The sequence below is a fragment of the Maribacter sp. C-4077 genome, from assembly GCF_055378385.1.
On record NZ_AP038807.1, the window covers coordinates 648,412 to 664,557 of the forward strand.

Genomic DNA, 16,146 nt, shown 5'->3' on the forward strand with positions numbered 1-16,146 from the left:
AAAATTGTGAAGGAGCTTTTTTATGAAATAGGATATTTTAAAACATTTGACGCTTCCCTAGATTTATTCCTTTGAGATGTGCATTAAAATCCAATAAATAGAGCTTTTTATCGATACATGAACTTTTTCAGTTAAGGCCATTCATCCTTGATAAGTATTCTTTAATCGACATTCTATCCTTCCATCGAATAATTTATCTCTTAAACAATATTCTTAAAAACTCAATGAATATGTAAATATTTTTGAAATAGAAATTGACCCAATTCTTACATATTAAAACCAATTAAAAAACTTGGAAACCTTTAACCAAAAAATTCAAAGCGGTTTCCATTACCTACTAGCTATTCATGAATGTAAACTACCCCCAAACAAACTATTTTTTACCCAAACTACCATCTTTAAATTTAATAGGCCTTTTTGTTACTATTCTTTTTACAATCGGAGTTGCAAAAATCTATGGGCAAGGTATTTCATCTGGTGTAAATTTTAATTGGCAAGACACCCAAACAAACATTTGGGACCAGGCGACTCTGGAGTCGATTGATATTAATGGTGAAAACTATAACACTTTTGTGGTTCCTTCCAGTTACGAAATGACCCGGGTGGGTCCAGGTGGACATTCAGAAAATCATATTTGGTCAAACGGTGCCATGCTTATGGGCAGTAGTAATGATTATAATTGGGATTTAGAAGCCATAAATGCCTACCAATCCCTAAACCTTAATCATTATTTTGAATCGAATAGCAATGGAGTCAATTTTTGTGAAAATTATGGTGCCGCAGCATCCGTGGATACCCAAATACAGACTATATCCTACAACCCTGGTATTCCATCCAATCCAGATGGTGTCTTGGCAGTAACAGAACGTGGTGGCAACAATTGTCAATATCTCGAAATATATGGTATACCTGCCAATAGTTCTACTGAAGTTTTACTAGGTGCAACCTTTGTAAGAAGTCAAGGTAATTTAACAGGTATAAAACCCCAATCACCTCCGTTACCCAATTCCGATTATTGGTCCAGTGGAAGAAATAACGATAATGGTCAAATTATAGGTATTGCCCTTTTTAAGTTATCTGACTTAGCTCCAGTTGGTTCCATTATAACTTCAATAAAATATTTGGCAGCTACTACAGATAATGGAGATGGCAAGTTCTTTTTGATGCAAACCTATGCGGTTGATGATTATTTTGAAACAAACTTCAAGGAAAGTTTAAATGCCAATGTCGCCACCAATGACAACCTTCCGGATTTCTCTACATATTCTTTGCTTAACGACATGCAACCTTTATATGGTAGCGTTACTGTTGAAACCGACGGCACATTTATGTACACTCCAAATAATGACTTCAAAGGAATGGATCAATTTGAGGTTCAAGTTTGTCTTCCATACCCCAACGAGCACGTTTGTGAAACGTCGACAGTAATTATTAAGGTTAGGGAAGATAACAAACCCAATGCCCAAGATGACCATTTTTTAATAGTTCAGAACACGGCTGATATAGCATTAACCATTTTGGACAATGATACTTTTGGAGTGGACGGACCTAATGCAAACCTTGCTTTAGAGATTACCAGTTCCCCAAGTAACGGAATTTTGGCAATAGGCAATAATGGCACCCCTTTGGATAAAGCGGACGACTATTTCGTGTATACTCCTAATGCCGATTTTATAGGTTCAGACGATTTTACATATACGATTATTGATGGCAACGGAACCAGAGATACTGCCACTGTAACACTGACGGTTATAGAACTCCCTTCAAATGTTACCGTTGAAGTCTGTAACCCTACTCCCGCTGCTGATTATAATCCATCCTCAGGCACTTGTCCCATAGACACTGTTCTTACCGAGAGTATAAATGGCAACAATGACAATTGTCCTACGGAATATGTAATTACAAGAAATTGGACCTTTACAGATTGTGTTGGTAATATCATAAACCATGAACAGGTGATTACGATAGTAGATACAACCGCTCCTACTTTTGTTGAACCATTACCTCAAAATGAAACGGTAACCTGTGATAAGATTCCATATGCAGAGACCCTAACCGCGATAGATTCCTGTGAAAGTGACATCATGGTAAACTATACCGAAACCATATCAATTGATGGCAATTGCGCTACAGGATATGAAATTACAAGAATGTGGATAGCCAGTGATTGTGCAGGGAACACGGAAACCCATACCCAAACGATAACAGTAATACCTAACGGACCAATTATGGCAAGTCCCTATGAGGAACAAGTCACCATACTTTGTGGAGATGAAATACCTGAAGTACCTAATCTAACTTTTACTGGAGGTTGCGGTAATTATTCCGTTGATTTTAATGAGCAGCGAGAAAATGCTGACGATTCGGAAGATTATATGATTGTACGCTCTTGGAATGTAATAGATTTATGTGGAAACACCGCACTTTTTGAGCAGTTTATATTCGTAATGCAACCTCAACTTCAAGAAGTGACAATCGAGCTATGTATTGAAGATGAAGCAATAGACCTTATAAATTATTTGCCTTTTGGTTTTAAAACTGATGGAACGTTCAATGCGATTACTCAAGGTACGCAGATAACCGGAAGTATTTTTGACCCTATGCAGCATCAAACACAAACATATGTCGTAGAGTATAGCTCTACATCTGGGGAGTGCAACTACTTTGTGGATTTCACTATTGCTGTGAACAATAAATGTGTGCCTTGCTCCGTAGATAATTTTACGGTCTCAAAGGCAGTAACGGCCAACGCCGATGGTTTCAATGATTTCTTCGAAATTAAAGGAACCGAATTTTGTGATAATACTTTCGACGTGATGATTTTTAATAGATGGGGAAATAAAGTATTTGAAGCGAAAAACTATCAGAACAATTGGGGAGGAAGCTCTCCAAATAATTCCCTGGGCAACTCTGGATACTTACCTACCGGGACCTATTATTATATTATTAATTTAAATGGAGAACAGAGTCAACAAATCAATGGTTACATCTATTTAGGCTCGGAATAAACATTTCGTGATACACTAATTGCTTGCACCTATATTTTCATCAAACCCATTGCCAACAAACGAATAATCAAAGTAGTTAAACGGCTTTATACAAATATCAGCAAGCTACTGATTTAAATTTGCCAAACGTAAATGACCTACTTATTAGATAATGTTTTAACTCCCCGATTTATGAACGTTTACAAGAGAATTCTTGTATTGGCTATAACAATGTGTGCCACTTCCGTTAGTGCTCAACAGCTACCACAATTTACACAATATATGTACAACACCATTTCCGTAAATCCAGCGTATGCCGGAAGCAGGGAAACTTTGAACATAACGTTGCTACATAGAAACCAATGGGCAGGCCTAGAAGGAAACCCGAGAACAAACACTTTTTCCATCCATAGCCCGTTAAGAAACGAACGTATTGGCCTAGGTCTGTCCTACATAAATGATAGATTGGGTTTTGAAAGTACCAATTACGTATATGGAGATTTTTCATATACGGTGCCCTTAACCCAAGAAGTTAAAATGTCCTTTGGACTTAAAGCGGGGTTTACAAATTACAACTTGGAGAATCCTGACAGTAATGATCCTTTTTTCAATGCCAATTTTAATAGTTGGAAACCCAATTTTGGCGCAGGTATATTCATGGGTTCAAATTTATGGTATATAGGTGTCTCCTCACCTAGAATTGCAAATACGGATTTAAATCAGGGAGAGTTTAAAGCTTTGGAAAGAAATAGTTATTATGCAATTGGAGGGGTAGTGATGGATTTGTCCTATAACTTGAAGTTTAAACCGACGGTTATAGCTAAAATTACAAATGGAGCCCCGGTGACCTATGATCTAACGGCTAACTTTTTGTTCAATGAAAAACTCTGGTTAGGAGCATCCTATCGCTTCAACGATGCCTCAAATTTTGGCGGGATGGTCGATTATCAGGTAACGCGAGATTTTAGATTGGGATATGCCTACGATTTACCTACTTCAAGGGTTAAACCTTATACTGGAGGAACCCATGAGATTATTTTAATCTATGAAATGTTTAAAAGAAAAGTGGGGGGTATTAAATCACCCAGATACTTTTAAACCCACTTAAATTTCAACCTTGACAATATGTGATAACTAAAAAGTCCCGATAGGAATCTATAAGGACTTTTTGCAAAGATAACCAAATGTTATTCCAGAATCCCGTCGACAATACCATATTCAATGGACTCTTCGGCGTTCATCCAGTAATCCCTATCAAAGTCCCTCAATACCCTTTCATAAGACTGGCCACAGTTATCGGCCAAAATTTTTGCGCTCAATTCCTTGGTCTTGATAATTTCCCGGGCTTGGATTTCTATATTGGAAGCCTGTCCCCTAGCACCACCACTGGGCTGATGGATCATAACCTGTGCATGGGGCTGTATGAATCGTCTTCCCTTTTTTCCAACGGATAACAAAATAGAGCCCATGGAGGCCGCCAGACCGGTACATATGGTGGAAACCGGACTTTTTAAAGATTTTATGGTATCGTACATGGCAAAACCAGAAGTTACATAACCGCCAGGGCTATTGATGTACAATTGTATTTCCTTATGGTTTTGCATATCCAAATACAGTAACCTATCGATAACATGTTTGGCGGAATCGTCATCTACCTGTCCCCAAAGAAAGACCTTTCTTTCGGCCAACATTTTTTCGTCGATAGCTTCCTGTATTTTTCCCTTTTTAGAACTCATATGTATGTTTTTTAATCAAACCCAAAATTAAGGAATAAATTATGATTCCTTCTTATTTTGATTCCTGCAAAAATTCAGTCGCTCACCTCAACGGTACTGTCCACAATTTTCTTGATGGGCACTACCAATTTACCGGATTTGGTCTTTACGATCATGGAGATATTATCGATAGCCTCCACCTTGCCCTCAATCTTCCCAATTTTCACTTGATCACCCACCTCATAGATTTTTCTTGAGTAAAAGGTCCGTAAAAGATCGCCCACTACTTCCCTGGCGCCAAGACCCAAAGCCAAGGCGAAGGCCAACAAAAAGGCACCGAGTACCAAAGTGAAATTACTCGTAATGATTTGGGTTTCAACGCCCGCTTGATTCAAAGCCGTAATAGAAACGAAAAATACGATCAAATAAAAAAGGGTGCCACTCACCATTTTAGATCCGCCCACGCCCATAGAATCGAATAGCTTTAGCGTGGCTTGTTTAACGACCGTGGCCAAATAAAGCCCTCCTATAAGAATCAACAGGGCACTGATAAATGTTGGCAAATAGCCTAATAACGAATAAATAGCATCGGAAATGGCATTCAATTTCAACATTTGGGCAAGTACCACCGTAAACATTAAAATAAGAAGGATCTTGGTGGCGGACAGGGTTACCTTGAGCAAATCTATTTTAAGTTGTCTGTCCCCAAATAATTTGGCATCGGCGACGCGCTGGGATAGCACATCTATCTTGGCCGCTTTAAGAACCCGTTTCAGGATGAAAAGAATGATTCTTATAATCAACCAAGCGACGATCAAGCCTATAATTCCCACTACGATTTGCGGTATCATTTCAGCGGCGGACTCCAGTAAACTACCAAAACTGTCCGACAAAGTATCTTTGAGTTCAGTAAGTGTTTTCATAGTTCAGTTATTTAGATTTCTTGGTTTTTAATAAGCTTTCTATAAGACTGCCATAGTTGGACGTGAACAGGGTGGCCATTTCCATGATAAGTTTGGCCATGGCCACATCGTTCATCACTTTTTGACGTAGCTCTGGTGGGACATCCTTAAGGTCTCCCTGCATTCTCTTAAACGGATTTTGATCCTGTTCAAACATTAGGGCAATGCATTATATGCTTCTATTACTTTGGCCTTGGCTCTCTTTAATCTCATTTTTACGGCACTCGTACCCAATTCCAGGGTGGACTCCAATTCTTTAATGGAAACACCGTCCTGATATTTAAGCATCAGGATGGTCTTGTCCTCACCGGGTATCATTTCCAATGCTTTTTTCAATTTCTCCACCTGCAACTCCAATAAATGCTCGTCCGTTACTTCTTGGGACAATCTATATTCCTCATCACCAATATCATTGGAGCGATCGCTTATTTTCCTTCCCTTATCCCTGTTCACATAATTAACGCAAAAATTGTACGTGAAAGAATACAGCCAGGTTGAAAATTTTGAGTTCCCCTTGAAGGAGGCCAACTTCACGAATACCATCAAAAAAACGTCCTGTGTTAGGTCTTCCGCCTCCTTTTGTGATTTTGCAAATCCATAACACTTATTGAACACCATTTTGGCATAACGATCATAAAGGACCCCAAAAATCATGGAATCCTTCTTCGCCACTATTTCCTTCACCAGATCTTCATCGGTGATGTCCTTGTATGGATCATTGGCACCCAATACCTTATTGAATTGATTGCCCACAATGATTAGACACAGTTTGCGTAAGAAGGTCACCTTCAGAAAATTATTATGCAAAACAAAAATAGGTTAAAGTTTCTGTTATTAGTACCTTGTTACCTAAATGATACCCACCATGAAAAAATGCTTATTTGTGCCGATGCTCTTTTTGGTTTTATTTGGAAGTTGCAAAAACGAAGAGAAAAAGCAGGAAGAAACCATTGAAAAAGAAAGAACCGTATTGGAGAAAATAGCCGATGCCAATGGCTACGAAAATTGGAAAAATATAGAGCGCATCAAATTCACGTTCAATGTGGATAGGGATTCGTCCCATTTTGAACGCACGTGGCAATGGCATCCAAAAACCAACGATGTCGTTTTTATGACCCATGAGGATACGCTCCGTTACAACCGTATGAAAATGGACAGTGTGATAGCAAAAACGGATGCCGGTTTCATCAACGACAAATATTGGATGCTGGCCCCCTACCAATTGGTCTGGGACCGGAATAGCTTTCAATACACGCATACCGACTCTGTACAGGCGCCCATGAGCAAGGATACCATGCAACAACTGACCATTGTGTACGGAAACGAAGGTGGCTACACCCCCGGGGATGCCTATGACTTTTATTTTGGGGACGATTATATCATCAAGGAATGGGTCTTTAGAAGAGGCAACCAAGAGGAACCCAATATGATAACCAGTTGGGAGGACTACAAAAAAATGGATGGCCTCAACATCGCCACCATGCACAAAATGGGGGAAGGCAATTTCCAATTGTACTTCACGGGGATTGAAGTGGAGTAAACAAAATTTCCATTGAATTATGGGGGCCATGGGAAAGTACCTACTACTAACTTTTTGTTTATGTGGGGTGGTTGTGCACGGCCAATCGGAAGTTGGTGGTATCATAATGGATGCCGATGAAAAAGTTCCCTTGGAATTCGTGCATGTATTTAACAGGAAGCATAGCACCATTAGCAATACGGATGGCAGGTTCCTATTGAAAACTTCACTGGATACGTTCCTATTCTTTAGAAACGGATACGAAAAAAAAGCGCTTTCATTAAAGGCCCTTAAGGATACTATTTACCTAGAAAAGAAGGTAGTGGCCTTGGACGAAGTGGTGGTGACCAATGCCAAGACTATTCTTCAGAAGATCAAGGATTCCATCAATTCCAATTATTTATTGACACCACATACGGAAACGTTTTTCATCCGGGCCTTGCTCCGTAAAAACGACACTTTGGTTCGGCTACAGGATATGACAGGTACGCTACTGCGTAAAACTTCCATTTACGGCAATGGTCTGGAAATGGAAAAAAAGGATTACCAAGTAGAACTGGCGGAAATGCGGCAATTGGGAATCATTAGGGACGTGTACGGCGTTAACGTTAAGCTTCCCTCGCTGTACAACATTTTCGGAGAATTCATGCGGTTGAACGCCATGGGTCCGGAATTCGACGTAATTGAAAAGCCCTATGAGAATAGTGAGGAGATACGGGTAGAATTCAATTCGTTACAAACAGAGGATGGCAGTAGTGCAAAAGGTCACTACATTATTAACGAAGAGGATAATGCCATCTTATCTTTTGAATTATTTCTCAAAGGGGCTCAAAAGACTTCTAAAACAGATTTGGATATATATACCCATCTATTAAAAGCTAGTTCCTCCATGTACTTTAAAGAAGATATGGAACGAGGACTGTATTTTATGCACAGGGCAAAACGATCCTTCTCCTTGGAAGTGAAAACGGAAAAACATCCCGCACCGGATGTTTACGAAATAGAAATTACCTTATACACCCCGGATAGTTTTGGCAATGAAAAGGTGAAAAGCAATGTCAACGAGCATAAGGACATTTTTATGTTAAAACATCCGTATAATGAAGCCTATTGGCAAGAACAGTCCTGGCTTCCGGTAACGGAGGAAATCAAGGAGTTTATACAAACTATTGGAAAGGGAACTTCGGGGCTAAAGACGAAAGGCAACATGAACTAAGGTTATCGGACCAACCAAATTTTCCCCTACCCCCGCCTCTTTTTAAGGATTGCCGTCGCACCCAATATAAACATAGCCACGCCCAACAACACGATAAAACTTGTTTTGAGGGAATAATTGTCCGCAAGAAAACCCAAAATAGGGGGCGCACATAGAAACCCGGAATAGCCGGCTCCGGCTATAAACGAAACCCCCTTGGAGGAATCCACACCTTTGACGTTTCCACCGATTCGAAAGAGCTCCGGAACCATTGCGGAAAAGCCCAGCCCACAAATAGCAAATCCTACGATGGCCAAATAGGTGGATGTTGTCAGTACCAGTACATAACCGATAATACTTAACAACGTACCCAAGGCCACCATTTTTACGGAACCGATACTCGCGCTGATCCCGTCACCCAAAAACCGACCTAAGGTCATCGTCACCTGAAAACCTAAAAATCCGGCACCCCATAAGGCTTCAGGGGCCAAACTGACTTCCTTTAGGTAGAGTCCGCTCCAATCCACAATGGCGCCCTCGCTTCCCATGGCGATAAAGGAAATAAGCCCTAACAAAAGTAGCGGTTTAAAAAGTTTTAGGCTAAAGGTTTCCTTCTCGATGGTCGCCGCAATCTCGTTGACGAAGTTTTTGTAGAATATGAAATTAACGATGAAAACTAACGCAATGGCTATTCCCATATGCAATACAGGATTGTCCAAGGGACCAATCAAAAAGCTGCCCAATCCTGCCAAGACACCGCCCAGACTAAAAAAACCGTGGGAGGCCGACATGAATTTGGTGTTATCTTTTTTCTCCAGTTCGGTCACTAAGGTATTCATGGAAATATCCGTAAACCCGTTGGAAGCCCCAAACAAGAATAGACTGCCCATCAACGCGTAATAACTTGGGCTCAGAATCGGAAGGATGGCGGTACAACAACTGATCAGCACCCCATACCAAGTGGCTGTTCCTACCCCAATCCGATTGATAATGGAGGAAGCAAAAGGAAATACGATAAATACGCCTAAGGACAGGCAAAAAATGGCGATTCCCAACTGGGACTTGTCAATCCCAAGATTTTCCTTTACGGTTGGAATATAAATGGCCCATGTCCCAAAAAGGATGTTGATACTTGCAAAAACCCATGAGGGTCCAAAATATCGGGCATTGGAAAAAATCAATCCGAGCGATTTCATCTAACTTATCGAGTGTTTTTTAGTATACCCTCCTTAAGTATCTGTCCAAATCGGTACATATCCTCATACGAACAATAAAATGGGGCCGGTGCCAAACGGATTACATTCGGCTCGCGCCAATCCACGATCACCCCGTTTTGCATCAGATAATCGAACAAGGCCCTTCCCTGGCCATGCAAGAAAACGGAAAGTTGACAGCCCCTATCCTTTGGGGTGATGATTTCAAAACTACTGTCCACTTCGGCATCGATTTGCTTCAACACGAATTCCAAGTACCCCGTAAGCGTTTTCTGTTTTTCGATGAGGGCGGGCATTCCTACCTCCTCAAAAAGTTCCAATGAGGCCAAATAGGGTGCCATGGACAATACGGGAGGATTGCTCACTTGCCATGCATCCGCATTGGGCATGGGTTCAAAGTGGGGCTTCATTAAGAAGCGTTCTTCTTTTTTAGTTCCCCACCAGCCCTCGAACCTGGGAATTCCCTTTTGATTCAAGTGACGTTCATGTACAAATACGCCCGATGCATTTCCCGGACCGCTGTTCATATACTTATAACTGCACCACGAGGCAAAATCGGCATTCCAATCATGTAATTTAAGCGCCACATTTCCAACGGCATGCGCCAAATCCCAGCCAACATTGGCACCTACTCTTTTTCCGGACTTGGTAATAGATTCCATATCCATCACCTGACCGTTGTAATAATTCACCCCGCCAATGAGCACCAAGGCCAGCTCGTCCCCTACTTCTTCGATTTTGGCCAGAATATCCTTGGTCCGCCAAAAATGCTCGCCTTCGCGCTTTTTTACCTCCACAATGGCATCCTCTGCATCAAAACCGTGAAAACGCACCTGACTTTGAAGCATGTATTGGTCGCTGGGGAAAGCCTTTTCCTCACAGAGTATTTTAAATCGGTTTTTTGTTGGGGTGTAGAACGATACCATGAGAAAGTGTAGGTTTACGCTCAAGGTGTTCATAACCGTGACCTCTTCGGGTTTTGCGCCTACAACTTTTGCCAACGGCGGAATCAAACGTTCGTGATAGTCCCACCAAGGTTTATCGGCATAAAAATGGCCCTCCACGCCCAACTCGGCCCAATCCTTCATAATTTCGTCCACAAAAGCTTTTGCCCGTTTAGGCTGAAGCCCAAGTGAATTGCCGGTAAAATAAATGACCTCTTCCCCATTTACTTTTGGGTAAACGAACTCCTTACGGTACTTCGCCAACACATCCTTTTTGTCCAATTCCTGGGCAAACCCCAAGGTATTTTGAAATTCCATACTTCAATTTTATCCGATGAACTACCTCGGGGCAAGCCCACAAGGCATTAAACCACTTCATTAAGAGAAACAACATTTTTAGGTTTCAACGCAAGCACCTTAGTAATTAATCTCGATTATCGAGTAAAAATAGGGATATACGAACAAAGAAAAACTATGGTTTAGGTCCGATTTCAGGTTTTGGCCTCAGTAACCAATCGCATTTCTATGATGTGTCTTTTGAAACCCACTTTTTCATAGGCCGATAAGGCCGGTTCGTTATCGTCGTAGACGGTTAACCTAATTTCGGTAAGGCCCTTGGACAATACCCAGCTTTTAAGTCCCTCGATGATTTTTCCGTTGATACCTTTGCCCCTAAATTCGGGAAGCGTGTACATAAAACCCAAATAACCATAATGCGTATGGTCCAAGTAATGTCGGGCCTCTTTGATAAGGGCATATCCACTGGCAACTACTTGTGATCCGGAACAGGCGACAAGCACTTGGGCATTATCGGAAGTTATCAGTTCTGCAAGATCGTAATAATTGACCTTGCCCTTTCGTATGGTTGGATCCATGGGACGCTCCGCCAAAATGATTTCCTGTTCGAATTTCAAAAGTATGGGCAGGTCCTCAATTACCGCTTCGCGAATGACAATTCCGTTATCCATGTTACCGATTTACATTCTTTATCCCAAATTATGCATTAGGACTTCGTGATAAGGGTTTAAATATACTGCCTAAAAAGTTATTTTTGTAAAAAGAAAACCATGCATTTTTTATCGCAGGTCCTGGAAGATTACTTGACCGAACACTCCCAGGAAGAACCCGAAATCCTACAAGAATTGACCCGTGAGACCCACCTCAAGGTCATACAACCCAGAATGTTGACGGGCCGCTTTCAGGGAAGGGTGTTAAGCGTGCTTTCCAAAATTATCAATCCCAAATATATCTTGGAAATAGGCACCTACACAGGATATTCCGCCCTATGTCTGGCCGAAGGTCTGCGGGAGAACGGTGAGTTACATACCATTGACATCAATCCGGAACTAGGGGAAATGCAGCGCACTTATTTCAATAAAAGCGGTTTTGGAGAACGTATTCACCAACATGTGGGCGATGCCTTGGAAATCATTCCTAAGTTGGACCATACCTTCGATTTGGTATTCATCGATGCCGAGAAAAAACAATACGACAACTATTTGGAAGCGGTATTGCCCAAAACAAGATCCGGCAGTGTCATTTTATCCGATAATGTACTTTGGTCCGGCAAAGTTGTGGAACCCCTTAAAAAATGGGACAAGGCCACCAAGGTTCTATTGGACTACAACGCAAAACTGAGCAATCACCCAAAATTGGATACGGTGTTATTGCCCATTAGGGACGGCCTAACGCTAAGTAGGGTGAAATAAGCAGCAAGTACAATTTGTGAAAAAGTAACGCCGATAGTATTCCGAAGAAAGCCCCTGCAAGAACATCCGATGGATAATGCACGCCCAGGTAGATACGGCTGGAAAGGAATAAAATAGGCCAAAGATAAAAAAGGTAACTCCACCTAAAACGTACTCTAAGGATAGCATATACAAAGGTGGTTACGGAAAAGGATATGGCGGCATGGGCCGAAAAAAAGCTATAGCTCGAGGGATTTGCCAATACCCGGATCCATGGTTTTATGTATGCATCATTATTGGGGCGTAGCCGTTCCACAACTACTTTGGTAAGGTTGGTACAGGTCTCCACAAAAAAGACCAAAATTCCCAGCATCAATAAGAGCACCAAGGCTTCCTTCCAAGGTCTTGACTTGAAAATCAGGAAAAGAAAAAGGATAAAAAGAGGTATCCAGGTTGGATATTTTGTGATGATCCGCCAAAAACCATCAAAGGAGGTTGACCCTAAATTATTGAGGAATATCAGTATTTCTTGGTCCCATTGCAGCAATTGGTCCCACATAGACGCGGCTACTTTCTTTTAACGGTTCCGGATACGTCGCCAATTTTCTTACCGACCTCACCAAACTCCTTTTTAATGTCCTTGGTAATGCCAGTGTCAATACTCTTTTTGACATCGTTAATATCCTTTTGGATATCCGTAATGACGCTGGTATCTATTCCTTGTTTATCCGCACTGCGTTGGATCTCCCTTTTGATATCATCCGTGGCGTCCCTAAGCTGTCGCATACCCTTGCCCAATCCCTTGGCAATGCCCGGAATCTTATCGGCTCCAAAAACCATCACCACAATAAATAGGATGAAGAATATTTCGGCACCACTAATGAATAAAAAATACGTTGAAATCATAGTACAAATATAATCAAGTTTGGATGCGCAATAAAAAAGCCCTGTTAAAGAACAGGGCTTTTTTTCAAAATTATAGTGGATTATTTTCCCTTGATATTTTCCTTGAACTGATCAAAGTCGTTTTGTTCTTCTTTTTTCGGCCAGGAATTGTTAGTGGTATCGATATCCGCCGTTTCCATTTTTGGGTCTACCACGATACCTGTCAGTTCGGTGGAAGAAGAGACAACTATGCTCACCTCGTCATCGTTCTTTCTCCAGATTTCCGCTGGGTAGGTAATATTTTTCGTAGTCCCGTCTGCATAAGTATACTCTACGATCAGCGGCATGGGGATTCCTCCCGGCTTATCATACGTGATCTCATAGAAATATTTTGGCTCCTTTACGGCAGCCCTTTCTTCGGCGGTCATATTGTCCATCATAAACTCCTTTAGGGTCTGGGAACTTTCTGAAGGTGATTTTCCTTTCAGATTGGGGTCAAAATCCTCGCTATCCTCTTCGGCCAGATATACCAAGGGTGGGAGATCGGCTTCGGTCATGTTACGGGCCGCCATATATTCCTGCATTTTCTTGGTGGGCTTGTCCGTCACATAGTACTTCTTGATACCTTTTACTCCAATATCCACATAATCCGTGGTATAGAACCAACCTCTCCAAAAGTAATCCAAGTCCACGGCGGAGGCATCTTCCATGGTCCTAAAGAAATCCTCTGGGGTTGGGTGCTTGAACATCCATCTTTGGGCGTAGGTCTTGAAAGCGTGGTCGAACAATTCCCTTCCCATCACGGTTTCCCTTAGAATATTCAAAGCCGTTGCCGGTTTGGCATAGGCATTTGGACCCAACTGGTACACGTTCTCCGGATTGGACATGATAGGCGAAATGGTACTTTGGTCCCCGCTCATATAGGGAACTATCTTGGCAGGGTCGCCCCTTCTGGATGGATATTTATCGTTGGGGGCAATGGCTTCGGGGTAGGCTTCCCCAAATTCCTGCTCCGCCATGTACTGCATAAAGGTATCCAGACCTTCGTCCATCCAGCCCCACTGGCGTTCATCGGAATTAACGATCATGGGGAAGAAATTATGACCTACCTCATGGATAATCACGCTCATCATTCCGTATTTTACCCTATCCGAGTACGTTCCGTCCTCATTGGGCCTACCATAGTTCCAACAAATCATGGGGTATTCCATTCCCTGATTCTTTGCGTGAACGGAGATGGCCTTGGGATACGGATAATCAAAGGTATGTGCGGAATAGGACCTTAAGGTATGGGCAACTACCTTGGTGGAGTATTCCTCCCACAATGGGTTCCCTTCCTTGGGGTACATGGATACCGCCATGACGTCCCTATTTCCAATCTTTACCGCCTGCATGTCCAAAATGAACTTTCGGGAGGTGGCAAATGCAAAGTCACGAACGTTTTCGGCCTTTAATTTCCAAGTCTTTGTTTTATTTGAAAATCCCTTTTCAGCGGCCTCTATCTCTTCTTGGGTTACGATGATTACGGGCTTATCATAGGATTTGGTAGCCTTCTCGTATCGCTGCATCATTTCCTTGGTATAGACCTCCTTGCGATTTTGGAGCACTCCCGTACCGTCCAGAATATGGTCCGCGGGCACGGTAATATCCACCTCGTAATTTCCGAAAGTTAGGGCGAACTCACCACTACCCCAGAACTGATGGTTCTGCCATCCCTCTACATCACTGTATACGGCCATTCTAGGGAAGAACTGGGCTATGACATAGGCGCGGTTACCATCCTTAGGAAAATATTCATAGCCGGAACGCGCACGGTTTACGGTATGATCGGGAATGTTGTAGTTCCATTTTACGGAAAAGGTATATTGCTCACCACTTTTTAAAGGTGTTGGAATATCCACGCGCATCATGGTAAAATTGATGGTGTAGGGCAAGGCCTTTCCCGACGCGTCCTTCACATAGTCAATATTGAAGCCACCGTCAAAGGGTTCACCCATATATTGGGAAGCGAAAGAGCCAGGCTGTTCGGCCAGGGGAACTCCCCCACCGTTTCGCAAAGGTGCCTTGGAATCCTTGGCACGCACGTTCTGATCCAATTGCAACCAAAGGTACTCAAGGTCATCTGGGGAGTTGTTGGTATAGGTGATGGTCTCTTCACCATAGATTTTGGCATTCTTATCGTCCAAGGTAATGTCCATTACATAATCCGCCTGTTGCTGATAGTAATCCGGACCCGGAGCACCCGAAGCCGAACGATAGTTATTTGGGGTTGCAAATTCCTCATACAGTTGCTTGAACTTGCTCTGGTTGTAATGGCCTGGCTCCCTTTTCTGTTGCTCGGTTTCCTGTGCGAAGGAAACGGCGCCTACCAAAAACAAGAGCGAGGCAAAAGTGTACTTGAATAGTCTCATTTTAGTGTTCATTTTAATGCGCGGGAAATTAAAGTTTTTAAAAGAATTTCTTAACATACGTTACAAATTTAACATTCCTTTAGTATCGGATTTTATGAGGACGAAACTCTTCTTTTGACCGTTGATCTTGAAATGGACCACGTTCTGTTGATCGTCGAACAAATCCGTAAGGACTTCATTGGTTATGGCAATGGTAGAAACTTCAGGGAGGTTTATCTTGGGAACTTCTATATAACAGATGACCATATCCGTATCGTATTTCTTGCCCAAAAAGGTATACTCCACCTTTTTGCCGTCAATTTCAACAATGAATTTGGAGCGAAGGTACTTCTCCAAATACTCCCGGTCCATCTCGGATTCAGCTGCCGTGCCCAACTGTGTATCGATACCATAACGCTCCTTTAGAACAGCGTTCATATCGTCCAAAAAAACACGGGTAATGACCTGAAGGGCATCGTCCTTTTCGGAATACCCCACATTGGTTACGCTAATGTAAAATTTATGGGCAGCCGTAAAGGCCAGTAAGGGTAGGATAAAAAGAAACAGTCCTTCTTTAAGGTTCTTCACTTTTCTTGCTTTTTTATTAGGTCAATAGCTTTATTCTTAAACATTTCCTTCTGTAGTGG

General features: G+C 42.0%; 16 protein-coding genes. 5 read left to right on the forward strand and 11 right to left on the reverse strand.

What is annotated here, in order from left to right:
* Positions 1–347: 347 nt before the first annotated feature.
* The gene (locus tag ACZ41C_RS02905; protein ID WP_464564196.1) at positions 348–3,008 is read left to right on the forward strand and encodes a T9SS type B sorting domain-containing protein; all 2,661 of its coding nucleotides are present in this window, start codon (positions 348–350) and stop codon (positions 3,006–3,008) included.
* Between the two features lie 132 nt (positions 3,009–3,140).
* The gene (locus tag ACZ41C_RS02910; RefSeq protein ID WP_464564198.1) at positions 3,141–4,085 is read left to right on the forward strand and encodes a PorP/SprF family type IX secretion system membrane protein; all 945 of its coding nucleotides are present in this window, start codon (positions 3,141–3,143) and stop codon (positions 4,083–4,085) included.
* A gap of 89 nt (positions 4,086–4,174) precedes the next feature.
* On the opposite strand, the gene ACZ41C_RS02915 is transcribed toward ACZ41C_RS02910, so the two are convergent.
* The 4 genes from ACZ41C_RS02915 to ACZ41C_RS02930 all read right to left on the reverse strand — a co-directional run bounded on the left by ACZ41C_RS02915 (position 4,175) and on the right by ACZ41C_RS02930 (position 6,471).
* Complete coding sequence (locus ACZ41C_RS02915; protein WP_154920696.1) at positions 4,175–4,723, reverse strand: ClpP family protease; 549 nt, start codon at positions 4,721–4,723, stop codon at positions 4,175–4,177.
* A gap of 74 nt (positions 4,724–4,797) precedes the next feature.
* The gene (locus tag ACZ41C_RS02920) at positions 4,798–5,625 is read right to left on the reverse strand and encodes a mechanosensitive ion channel family protein (protein ID WP_464564200.1); all 828 of its coding nucleotides are present in this window, start codon (positions 5,623–5,625) and stop codon (positions 4,798–4,800) included.
* Positions 5,626–5,632: 7 nt separating this feature from the next.
* Entirely contained in the window at positions 5,633–5,821 is a 189-nt protein-coding gene (locus ACZ41C_RS02925) for a hypothetical protein (RefSeq protein WP_464564202.1), read from the reverse strand.
* Entirely contained in the window at positions 5,821–6,471 is a 651-nt protein-coding gene (locus ACZ41C_RS02930; protein ID WP_464564204.1) for an RNA polymerase sigma factor, read from the reverse strand. Before ACZ41C_RS02930 ends, ACZ41C_RS02925 begins: the two co-directional genes overlap by 1 nt.
* 58 nt (positions 6,472–6,529) lie before the next feature.
* On the opposite strand from ACZ41C_RS02930, the gene ACZ41C_RS02935 reads away from it, so the two are divergent.
* Together ACZ41C_RS02935 and ACZ41C_RS02940 are read left to right on the forward strand one after the other, a co-directional pair.
* Positions 6,530–7,204, forward strand: a complete 675-nt coding sequence (locus ACZ41C_RS02935; RefSeq protein ID WP_464564206.1) for a hypothetical protein — start codon at positions 6,530–6,532, stop codon at positions 7,202–7,204.
* Between the two features lie 28 nt (positions 7,205–7,232).
* A complete protein-coding gene (locus ACZ41C_RS02940; protein WP_464564208.1) occupies positions 7,233–8,399 on the forward strand; it encodes a peptidase associated/transthyretin-like domain-containing protein in 1,167 nt (388 codons plus the stop codon).
* Between the two features lie 26 nt (positions 8,400–8,425).
* Here the strand turns inward: ACZ41C_RS02940 and ACZ41C_RS02945 are convergent, their stop codons facing one another.
* From ACZ41C_RS02945 to ACZ41C_RS02955, 3 genes are all read right to left on the reverse strand, one after another.
* Positions 8,426–9,574, reverse strand: coding sequence for an MFS transporter (locus ACZ41C_RS02945; RefSeq protein ID WP_464564210.1), 1,149 nt, complete (start codon positions 9,572–9,574; stop codon positions 8,426–8,428).
* 5 nt (positions 9,575–9,579) lie between these two features.
* Entirely contained in the window at positions 9,580–10,854 is a 1,275-nt protein-coding gene (gene kynU, locus ACZ41C_RS02950; protein WP_464564212.1) for a kynureninase, read from the reverse strand.
* Positions 10,855–11,027: 173 nt separating this feature from the next.
* Complete coding sequence (locus tag ACZ41C_RS02955) at positions 11,028–11,504, reverse strand: GNAT family N-acetyltransferase (protein ID WP_464564214.1); 477 nt, start codon at positions 11,502–11,504, stop codon at positions 11,028–11,030.
* Positions 11,505–11,603: 99 nt separating this feature from the next.
* Here ACZ41C_RS02955 and ACZ41C_RS02960 point away from each other — a divergent pair, with 99 nt between their 5' ends.
* Positions 11,604–12,245 (forward strand): O-methyltransferase, encoded by a 642-nt coding sequence (locus tag ACZ41C_RS02960; RefSeq protein WP_464564216.1) that lies wholly within the window; start codon positions 11,604–11,606, stop codon positions 12,243–12,245.
* Here ACZ41C_RS02960 and ACZ41C_RS02965 read toward each other — a convergent pair.
* The 4 genes from ACZ41C_RS02965 to ACZ41C_RS02980 all read right to left on the reverse strand — a co-directional run bounded on the left by ACZ41C_RS02965 (position 12,211) and on the right by ACZ41C_RS02980 (position 16,087).
* Positions 12,211–12,783: a phosphatase PAP2 family protein gene (locus ACZ41C_RS02965; RefSeq protein ID WP_464564218.1), complete on the reverse strand. Its 573-nt coding sequence runs from the start codon at positions 12,781–12,783 to the stop codon at positions 12,211–12,213. The two genes, ACZ41C_RS02960 and ACZ41C_RS02965, sit on opposite strands and share 35 nt — an antisense overlap.
* Positions 12,784–12,791: 8 nt before the next feature.
* Positions 12,792–13,130 (reverse strand): Sec-independent protein translocase subunit TatA/TatB, encoded by a 339-nt coding sequence (locus ACZ41C_RS02970; protein WP_138259478.1) that lies wholly within the window; start codon positions 13,128–13,130, stop codon positions 12,792–12,794.
* Positions 13,131–13,210: 80 nt separating this feature from the next.
* Complete coding sequence (locus tag ACZ41C_RS02975; RefSeq protein WP_464564220.1) at positions 13,211–15,520, reverse strand: M1 family metallopeptidase; 2,310 nt, start codon at positions 15,518–15,520, stop codon at positions 13,211–13,213.
* A 60-nt stretch (positions 15,521–15,580) separates the two neighbouring features.
* Positions 15,581–16,087 carry a DUF6702 family protein gene (locus ACZ41C_RS02980; protein ID WP_464564222.1) on the reverse strand — a complete coding sequence of 169 codons (507 nt, stop codon included), beginning with the start codon at positions 16,085–16,087 and terminating at the stop codon, positions 15,581–15,583.
* Positions 16,088–16,146: the final 59 nt, after the last annotated feature.

What these genes read in the sequence shown, in the direction of transcription:
- ACZ41C_RS02905 (WP_464564196.1), top strand. Translation starts at nt 348, where the DNA reads ATGAATGTAAACTACCCCCAAACAAACTATTTTTTACCCAAACTACCA.
- ACZ41C_RS02910 (WP_464564198.1), top strand. Translation starts at nt 3,141, where the DNA reads ATGACCTACTTATTAGATAATGTTTTAACTCCCCGATTTATGAACGTT.
- ACZ41C_RS02915 (WP_154920696.1), bottom strand. Translation starts at nt 4,723, where the DNA reads ATGAGTTCTAAAAAGGGAAAAATACAGGAAGCTATCGACGAAAAAATG.
- ACZ41C_RS02920 (WP_464564200.1), bottom strand. Translation starts at nt 5,625, where the DNA reads ATGAAAACACTTACTGAACTCAAAGATACTTTGTCGGACAGTTTTGGT.
- ACZ41C_RS02925 (WP_464564202.1), bottom strand. Translation starts at nt 5,821, where the DNA reads ATGTTTGAACAGGATCAAAATCCGTTTAAGAGAATGCAGGGAGACCTT.
- ACZ41C_RS02935 (WP_464564206.1), top strand. Translation starts at nt 6,530, where the DNA reads ATGAAAAAATGCTTATTTGTGCCGATGCTCTTTTTGGTTTTATTTGGA.
- ACZ41C_RS02940 (WP_464564208.1), top strand. Translation starts at nt 7,233, where the DNA reads ATGGGAAAGTACCTACTACTAACTTTTTGTTTATGTGGGGTGGTTGTG.
- ACZ41C_RS02945 (WP_464564210.1), bottom strand. Translation starts at nt 9,574, where the DNA reads ATGAAATCGCTCGGATTGATTTTTTCCAATGCCCGATATTTTGGACCC.
- kynU (WP_464564212.1), bottom strand. Translation starts at nt 10,854, where the DNA reads ATGGAATTTCAAAATACCTTGGGGTTTGCCCAGGAATTGGACAAAAAG.
- ACZ41C_RS02955 (WP_464564214.1), bottom strand. Translation starts at nt 11,504, where the DNA reads ATGGATAACGGAATTGTCATTCGCGAAGCGGTAATTGAGGACCTGCCC.
- ACZ41C_RS02960 (WP_464564216.1), top strand. Translation starts at nt 11,604, where the DNA reads ATGCATTTTTTATCGCAGGTCCTGGAAGATTACTTGACCGAACACTCC.
- ACZ41C_RS02965 (WP_464564218.1), bottom strand. Translation starts at nt 12,783, where the DNA reads ATGTGGGACCAATTGCTGCAATGGGACCAAGAAATACTGATATTCCTC.
- ACZ41C_RS02970 (WP_138259478.1), bottom strand. Translation starts at nt 13,130, where the DNA reads ATGATTTCAACGTATTTTTTATTCATTAGTGGTGCCGAAATATTCTTC.
- ACZ41C_RS02975 (WP_464564220.1), bottom strand. Translation starts at nt 15,520, where the DNA reads ATGAGACTATTCAAGTACACTTTTGCCTCGCTCTTGTTTTTGGTAGGC.